Raw genomic sequence first — 6,780 nt, forward strand, 5'->3', positions numbered from 1 at the left:
CGCACACGTCACCTTCGTCGTCGCCGGGAACATCCATCCACGATCATCCGTTGTCTGCACTATGACTACTTCGTTGACGCAGAAGCTCGGACCGTTCGGCGTTTGGCGCCGCGGCCCAGACCTCGACGCAGCGCTCGCGGCGCACATCGAACGACTCGGATTCGCCTCCCTGTGGGTCGGTGGCTCGCCGTCGGATGACCTCACCCAGATCGAAGAGCTGCTCGACGCGACCGAGCACATCGTCCTTGCGACCGGCATCGTCAACATCTGGAATACCGACCCTGTGGCGGTCGCCGCCTCGTATCGGCGCATTGCGGCGAAGCATCCCGGGCGGTTCGTGCTCGGCGTCGGCGTCGGGCATCCCGAAGCGTCGGGGCAAGACGCCGCACGCCCCTTCGAGCCCCTCGTGCGCTACCTCGACGCGCTGGACGCCGCCGGCGTGCCCCGCGACGAGCTCGTGCTCGCGGCCCTCGGCCCGCGCGTGCTGCGTCTGGCGGCCGAGCGCACTGCGGGCGCGCATCCGTACCTCGTGACGCCCGAGTTCAACATCGGCGCTCGCGACCTGCTCGGCGACGCCGTGCTGGCCACCGAGCAGCACGTCGTGTTGAACCCCGATCCGCAGGTCGCGCGTGAAGTAGGGCGTGCTTCGCTGCAGAACTACCTGCGCATGAGCAACTACGTCACGCATTTTCACCGCATGGGATTCAGCGATGACGACGTTGCGCTGCCCGGCAGCGACAACTTCGTCGACGAGATCATCGTCTCGGGCGACGACGCGACCATTCGCGCCCGCCTCACCGCGCACCTCGACAACGGCGCCGATCTCGTCGCGGTTCAGCTCGTGCATGCGCCGGGTGAAGACGTGTACGAGGCGTTCCGGCGGCTGGCCGGCATCCTCGGGCTTTCGTAGCCACGGCCAGAACCGGCGGCTACCGTGGTCTTGCAGCGCTGAGTTCGTCGACCGCCTAGGAGCGGTTCATGGTTGCGACAGGGTCAGCTTTTCAGCTCGGCATTTGGTGCGGTTCGAGGGTACCGTGATTGGTGACGAAGGAGATCGCCGTGACGAACAAGACGCCCGAGGAAGAGCGCATTCAAAAAGAGCAAGAGGCTCGCGACAACGAAAAGCGGCGCGAGCAGGCCGAAGAGGATCGCCGACTCGAGTAGTTCGGCCTCGCATTTCGCCGTCAGCTCACGAACGACTCGCGGCTGTTCCACATCCCACGATCCCGCCGCGGGTGCGACGGCACCGGCCGTGGCTCCGCTCGTCGGGGCGTTTCGATCGAGTCACTCGGGGTCGCGTGTCGGACGCAGGTGTGCTTCGCGCCACGCGCTTTCGTCGTCATTGCTCTCGCCGACTGATTCAGCCATGATCGCGCGAGCGGTCGCAGCGTCGGGTGCCAACCGCTGTTGTACGAGTGGCAGGTCCATAGTGATCGTGTCCCATATGATTCCGTAGTCGATCGCCAGGTAGTTATGCGAAAGCCGATTCCGGATGCCCCGCAGGTAACGCACGCCGTCAGCACCGAAGTATCTCTCGCGCAATTCCGGGCTCACCGCCTCGGCAGCCTGAAAGATTCGTTCCATCACTCGCTCGGCTGCGAACTGGATGCGCCAGTCATCCCGAAACTCGTCCTCATTGTCGCGGAGCTCAAGCGCGGTGGCGACCTCCAGCTCAAGAGCGAGCACCGATTCCGCTTCGGCAGGACTCATAGAGGAACAGTGTCGCGAAGAATCGAGCTGCCAATTCCGGTCTTCGCCGCCCGTGACCGTACTGCCTGATGGTCGACAACATCAACGTGTAGCCCAGTGAGATCACTCAGCGCGTCACTGAGGCGAATCACGTCGCGCCGTTCTCCAGGAACGAATTCAACGATCAGGTCGAGATCCGAACCGACCCGATCGCTTCCGCGGGCCGTCGAGCCGAACACGCCCGCCTCGGACACTCCAAACTGGGTCATGGTGGCGCGAATGGCATCGCGAAACTCATCAAGTACTGCACTAGGTGCTTTCGCGCTCATTCTTCACCACCAATCTGCTTCTGGTTCAAGAATAGGCCCGAACGGTGCGACGAGTAGTGTTCGCCTGCCTTGCTGCACCGCGCCTTGCGTCGCCGCAGCGACATTTACCATTCCATCCGCAGAAACCTCGCAACCCCGCCCCGATGGTCGAGTCCCACCCTCTGCGATCGCACGGAGGCCATCGCTGTGTCGCGCTTCGTCAGTATCAGAGCAATACCGCCTCGCGCCGAATGTCGTCGTCGAGCTGAGGCTTGAGCCCCCGATACGTAACGAGGTCAACTGGCCGCCCGACAATCTGACTGAACAGCTCACGAACGGCGAGCAGGTCACCAATAGACGTTCCGACCGGAGGCTCGACGAGCAGATCAATATCGGAATCAGCTCGCGAATCGCGGCGGGCCACAGAACCGAACACAGCGAGGCGCTTGTAGCCTCGGTCTTCGGCAACCCGCGTCAGAATCGGCACAGCGGCCTCGACCATAAGCTCCGGTTCGATCGCCCCGATATCTCGCAACGTCTTCAGCTGCTGGCTGACCGCAAACGGGCTAATCCCGAGCGAACTGGCCATTTCGCGTTGGCTCATGCCCTCAGCGATCATCGCGCGCAATGCAAGACCACGACGAAGTGGCGTGATGTCTTCGACGTCGAGCGACTCCTGATACACCTCCACCAACCGCATAAGGCGGGCTTTTCGGCCGAAGAGCGGATGCTCGGGATGAGCGTTTCCTCACGAACTGAGGTGAATGGATGCGCGCGGCGGAGCTTTGAAGGCATCGACGATTGATCGATCACGGGAATCGGGCGCATTTGACTTTGGCTCGACGAGGGGGAGCCGGCCTTCGATACTCATCGTCTTCATCGTCGACCTCAGTGCGGAGTCATTCAGTCGCTGAACGCTGATACTATTCATCGATTTCGCCATATGCCACCCCGTGCATCCATGACCTTTCTCGTATGACGCACGAAGCGCGGCAACGATCGCGCGCGCCTCGGGACTGACCGGATCGGCCTTACCTGCGGCAATGCGACAGCCACACTATGGATCAAGAGCGCGCCTCCGCTTCGTCTCGCACCAGTGCAGGCGTGAATGGCGTCTGGTTCATCACGCCATTTCTGGCGACCACGGTGTAGCTCGCTCCCGCTGCCCCCATGAAGTCGAGCGAGCCTGACCCCAGTCGAACTCGGGTTCCCCGGTATCGAATGAACGTTGTGACGTGAATGGACCCGGTCTCTGCAGTGATTCTCGTAAGGCCGCGCCAAGCACAGACATTCTCCTTGAGATTCACCTCGGCGAACGCCTGAGCGAACAACCGCAGAAACCAACCGTTCACCACGTTCGGCTTGAACGCGACGAGTAGGGTGCACTCCTCTATGGCCATGGAAGCTAACTTAGCCAGCTTCGAATGAAGATGACAACTGCTCAATAATGACGGCCTGCGGCAATTCGAGATGCTTATTGGCCAACGAACTCAAGAGAGTCCATACCTGGCACGAACCCGCTTGACGAGTTCGTTTGAGTCGATTTCGCCCGCAACATAAGAATCGGCGTCGGCGAGAGTCTCCTTTGACACGATCAGGCCCTCGATTTCGCCGCTGTGACATGCCTCTTCCACCTGCAGCGCGCGAGACTCGACAATTGTCATCGCAGCCCTCGTTCCTCACGCCAATCGCACTGAACTGAGCCGACATTGCTGGATGGCCGCGGCGGATAGCGGTAGGCGTAACAATCGTTCAAAGTCTTGCTGAGCGGGCGGATGCGCGGCAGTTCGCCCTCGACTCATCTCACCACCCGCAGAAACTTCGCGCCTCGCTCCGCAGGCCGACCGAGGCGAACGGATGCCCGGGCATGGTGCCCTCTAGCTCCGGGCTGTACCGACGCGTTGGTTCTGCCCACCGAAGGTCAGGCTGAGAGCAATGGCTCAATCAGATCCAGCTCCGCGTGATGCCGAGTGATCGCAACATCCATGTCGTACCGGCATTGCAAATTCATCCAGAACCGGTCGGACGTACCCAGTGCACGAGATAGCTGCAAGGCGATTTTAGGAGTGATAGCTCGCTCTCCTCGAACAATCTCGTTGATTCGACGTGTCGGCACAGAGATGCCCTTCGCTAGGCGGTGTCGGCTGATGCCGATCGGGTAAAGGTACTCCTCAAGCAGAATTTCCCCAGGGTGGATGGGCTCGTATGTGATGGTCATGATCTCTCGTAGATGAGTAGAACTCAATATAATGGATCAAGGGCAACCAAATCTGTGGAACAGAAACCGAAAGTGCGCTACAGTAAATGTCACCGATCGTCTTCGCCGAGTCGTCATTCAAACATTCGATCTCCGAGGGTGACCAACGATACGCAATTTCGAATCCCGTCGTCGTACGGCTCGTGGAGCCTGACGTTGTGCTCATCATCGGTCATCCGCATGATCAGACTGAACAGTGGCTCGAGATCTTGGTCAGAGCGTTGCCGAACGGAGACAAGAAGGTGTTCCATGCGATGCAGCTCGGCCCGAAATTCCGACCGTTCTTGGGAGGCAACCAGTGAACTCCAACAGTGATTCTCGCGAAGAGCAGCTGTCAGACCCAACCGTCCCGCTCAGTGATTGGCCCGAACGACCTCAAGGCGTCACCGGAGACGCGGCGAAAGAGTTGGGCCGCATGCTCCTTGACGACGCGGTGCCCGCCTCCGCAATCGTCGGTGCACTGCGCAGAGGAGCGCCGTCGCTCGGAGCATCCGGAAGTGAGTCTCCGACCCTCAGGTTCCGAGTGCCGCAGGAGCGCGTCGTCGAGCTGGATGCGCTGTCGGTCAAGCTCCACCGCAATCAAAGCGATCTCCTTCGCGAAGCACTTGAGTTGCTCCTCGAAACGCACTCTGAACCGGCTAGAGACTCGGCCCTGAGTGCCAACTCAGACGCGCAGGTTCCGGGCGATCCATTGAGACTGCGGCCCGAAGAAGCGCGGCTCTTGATCCAGCTTTCCGAACGCATCGCGCCGACCACGCCTCATCCTCTTGCTTCCTAATACGAGGTACGCGTGCTAGTTGTCGGCGCAGTCATCGCATACGCAGGGAGGGTCCTATGCTGCCGCAGAGCCCCAGGCAAAGCTTCAGCTGGCCTCTGGGAGTTCCCCGGCGGCAAAGTCGAACCCGACGAAACCCCTGAGCAAGCTCTGGCCCGCGAGATCCAAGAAGAACTGGGCGTCCCGATCCTGGTCGGCGACCTGGTTCTCCGCGCAACCACCACGGTAGACGGGCGCGAGATTGATCTCGCCTGCTACTGGGCGACTCTCCAACAAGACGCGCCGGCGGCGAGCACCGACCACGATGAGATGGTCTGGCTACCGATCGCCGACCTGACGTCGCTCGATTGGGCCAAACCAGACCTCCCCGCAGTCTCGCGTCTCATCGCTCAAGAGCCGGCGGAGACGTCGGGCTGACGGACGTAAATCCAACTCCGTCCCTGACCCAAACCGTGATGCCCAGACCCCCACAGAGTTCCACAAGGTCAGGTGTCGGGATGCCCGGAAGAAGTATCGACGGGCGCACCCCGTTCATAACCTTCTGTGCGGTGTGCACGTAATCCAGCACCTGCCCGATCGCGTTCCGCACGTACCCGCGCGCCGACGACTTCTTGGCCTCGACGATCTCACCGGACGTCTCGTTGTACAGGTCAGGCTCCATCACGGTATTGCCGACGGGCACGCGCAAGCGCCGCACAGTGTCGCCGCGTGCAATGAGCCAGGCTCCGAAATCGGCTTGAAGTTCGAACTCGATTCGCGAGACCGTGCGCCCAACCTCGCTCGGCTCGAATGGTTTGACCTCGTAGGAGTCGCTGGATGGAGGCGTCCAGGGCAATGCCTGCGGCTCATTCAGCTGCTCTCCGCCGTAGGTCGGGAGCTCGCTCGTGTCCGCGTCGAGAGGCACGAGATTGAAGATGATCCCCTGGCGTTCGTTGCCCTCGAGATCCGGAATCTGCTCAATCGCGTAAGGAACATCGGCAAGTGTGAACGCGCCCACATAGTTCGCTTGCGTTCCGCGGGTACGGAACAGGCGGATGATCTTCCCATCCTTGACCGAATCCCGCAGGGAACGGTTCCCACGAAGAAAGACCTGATCGCCGGCCTGACCTTCGCCAGTGTAGGAGTAGCTCCCGTCGGATCTCAGGCCCTCGAACTTGTCGTAGCCGTACCGCTTACCGCTGTCAGGGTTAGTGAAGATCAGAATCTGGGACGAGTTTTGCGGCGTAGCGATTCCGCCCTGTCGCTGACCGCCCCACACACTCTGAACGTCTCGCCTAGACCTGACGTCGCCGATCGGTATATCCCACTCCACGTTTTTGCCCCCAAGAACCTACGCTAACGCAGGTCGACGGGGCTCGACGCCTTACAGATGAGTGATTTCTGCGGCCAGCGGAGCGATTCTGCCGTTCGGCCACCATGTGGGCGAACGGCACCCGGAGCCCTTTAATCGCAAGGAATCGATCGCCCTGTTCGCGAACCTGTATTGCGATGATGCGCCCGCGCAGGCTGCAGGAGGGGTTGCTTCGCCGAGCTATTCCGCTTTGTGGGTCTGTGGGTTGACGCAAGGGCTCAATCGGCTGAGGTCGATCTTGTAAAGCACGCCCCCCTTTCGCTTTCCAACTACCTTCTCACCGCCCGCGTCTCGATCGGACTCAAATTCGAGTTGTGTACTTGTTTTTCTGTAGGTTTGGGACTGCTGACGGTTTGGTTGACTCGGTTGGTTTGTAGTTTTTAGGCCGCGAGTGTGGCCT

Annotated in this window: 11 protein-coding genes; 4 read left to right on the forward strand and 7 right to left on the reverse strand. The window is 60.8% G+C overall.

What is annotated here, in order from left to right:
- Positions 1-61: 61 nt before the first annotated feature.
- The gene (locus V3W46_RS19530) at positions 62-910 is read left to right on the forward strand and encodes a TIGR03620 family F420-dependent LLM class oxidoreductase (protein ID WP_331784811.1); all 849 of its coding nucleotides are present in this window, start codon (positions 62-64) and stop codon (positions 908-910) included.
- Positions 911-1,284: 374 nt separating this feature from the next.
- Here V3W46_RS19530 and V3W46_RS19535 read toward each other — a convergent pair whose 3' ends face one another.
- The 6 genes from V3W46_RS19535 to V3W46_RS19560 all read right to left on the reverse strand — a co-directional run bounded on the left by V3W46_RS19535 (position 1,285) and on the right by V3W46_RS19560 (position 4,215).
- Positions 1,285-1,710 (reverse strand): HepT-like ribonuclease domain-containing protein, encoded by a 426-nt coding sequence (locus V3W46_RS19535; RefSeq protein ID WP_331784812.1) that lies wholly within the window; start codon positions 1,708-1,710, stop codon positions 1,285-1,287.
- Positions 1,707-2,018: a nucleotidyltransferase family protein gene (locus tag V3W46_RS19540; protein ID WP_331784813.1), complete on the reverse strand. Its 312-nt coding sequence runs from the start codon at positions 2,016-2,018 to the stop codon at positions 1,707-1,709. The genes V3W46_RS19535 and V3W46_RS19540 overlap by 4 nt, the downstream gene beginning before the upstream one ends.
- Before the next feature lie 205 nt (positions 2,019-2,223).
- On the reverse strand, positions 2,224-2,697 hold the full coding sequence (locus V3W46_RS19545; RefSeq protein WP_331784814.1) for a nucleotidyltransferase domain-containing protein: 474 nt from the start codon (positions 2,695-2,697) through the stop codon (positions 2,224-2,226).
- A gap of 364 nt (positions 2,698-3,061) precedes the next feature.
- Positions 3,062-3,397: a hypothetical protein gene (locus tag V3W46_RS19550; RefSeq protein WP_331784815.1), complete on the reverse strand. Its 336-nt coding sequence runs from the start codon at positions 3,395-3,397 to the stop codon at positions 3,062-3,064.
- A 90-nt stretch (positions 3,398-3,487) separates the two neighbouring features.
- The gene (locus V3W46_RS19555; protein WP_331784816.1) at positions 3,488-3,661 is read right to left on the reverse strand and encodes a hypothetical protein; all 174 of its coding nucleotides are present in this window, start codon (positions 3,659-3,661) and stop codon (positions 3,488-3,490) included.
- Positions 3,662-3,918: 257 nt separating this feature from the next.
- Positions 3,919-4,215, reverse strand: a complete 297-nt coding sequence (locus V3W46_RS19560; protein ID WP_331784817.1) for a HigA family addiction module antitoxin — start codon at positions 4,213-4,215, stop codon at positions 3,919-3,921.
- A gap of 86 nt (positions 4,216-4,301) precedes the next feature.
- Between V3W46_RS19560 and V3W46_RS19565 the strand changes: the two genes are divergently transcribed.
- The 3 genes from V3W46_RS19565 to V3W46_RS19575 are packed head-to-tail and all read left to right on the forward strand — an operon-like array spanning position 4,302 to position 5,446.
- Positions 4,302-4,556, forward strand: a complete 255-nt coding sequence (locus V3W46_RS19565) for a hypothetical protein (protein ID WP_331784818.1) — start codon at positions 4,302-4,304, stop codon at positions 4,554-4,556.
- Positions 4,553-5,032, forward strand: coding sequence for a ribbon-helix-helix domain-containing protein (locus V3W46_RS19570; protein WP_331784819.1), 480 nt, complete (start codon positions 4,553-4,555; stop codon positions 5,030-5,032). Before V3W46_RS19565 ends, V3W46_RS19570 begins: the two co-directional genes overlap by 4 nt.
- A 12-nt stretch (positions 5,033-5,044) precedes the next feature.
- Positions 5,045-5,446, forward strand: coding sequence for a (deoxy)nucleoside triphosphate pyrophosphohydrolase (locus V3W46_RS19575; RefSeq protein ID WP_331784820.1), 402 nt, complete (start codon positions 5,045-5,047; stop codon positions 5,444-5,446).
- Here the strand turns inward: V3W46_RS19575 and V3W46_RS19580 are convergent.
- Entirely contained in the window at positions 5,412-6,287 is an 876-nt protein-coding gene (locus V3W46_RS19580; protein ID WP_331784821.1) for a hypothetical protein, read from the reverse strand. The genes V3W46_RS19575 and V3W46_RS19580 overlap by 35 nt on opposite strands.
- Positions 6,288-6,780: the final 493 nt, after the last annotated feature.

This window comes from Subtercola sp. YIM 133946 (assembly GCF_036553535.1).
Classification (GTDB): domain Bacteria; phylum Actinomycetota; class Actinomycetes; order Actinomycetales; family Microbacteriaceae; genus Subtercola.

What these genes read in the sequence shown, in the direction of transcription:
- V3W46_RS19530 (WP_331784811.1), top strand. Translation starts at nt 62, where the DNA reads ATGACTACTTCGTTGACGCAGAAGCTCGGACCGTTCGGCGTTTGGCGC.
- V3W46_RS19535 (WP_331784812.1), bottom strand. Translation starts at nt 1,710, where the DNA reads ATGAGTCCTGCCGAAGCGGAATCGGTGCTCGCTCTTGAGCTGGAGGTC.
- V3W46_RS19540 (WP_331784813.1), bottom strand. Translation starts at nt 2,018, where the DNA reads ATGAGCGCGAAAGCACCTAGTGCAGTACTTGATGAGTTTCGCGATGCC.
- V3W46_RS19545 (WP_331784814.1), bottom strand. Translation starts at nt 2,697, where the DNA reads ATGCGGTTGGTGGAGGTGTATCAGGAGTCGCTCGACGTCGAAGACATC.
- V3W46_RS19550 (WP_331784815.1), bottom strand. Translation starts at nt 3,397, where the DNA reads ATGGCCATAGAGGAGTGCACCCTACTCGTCGCGTTCAAGCCGAACGTG.
- V3W46_RS19555 (WP_331784816.1), bottom strand. Translation starts at nt 3,661, where the DNA reads ATGACAATTGTCGAGTCTCGCGCGCTGCAGGTGGAAGAGGCATGTCAC.
- V3W46_RS19560 (WP_331784817.1), bottom strand. Translation starts at nt 4,215, where the DNA reads ATGACCATCACATACGAGCCCATCCACCCTGGGGAAATTCTGCTTGAG.
- V3W46_RS19565 (WP_331784818.1), top strand. Translation starts at nt 4,302, where the DNA reads ATGTCACCGATCGTCTTCGCCGAGTCGTCATTCAAACATTCGATCTCC.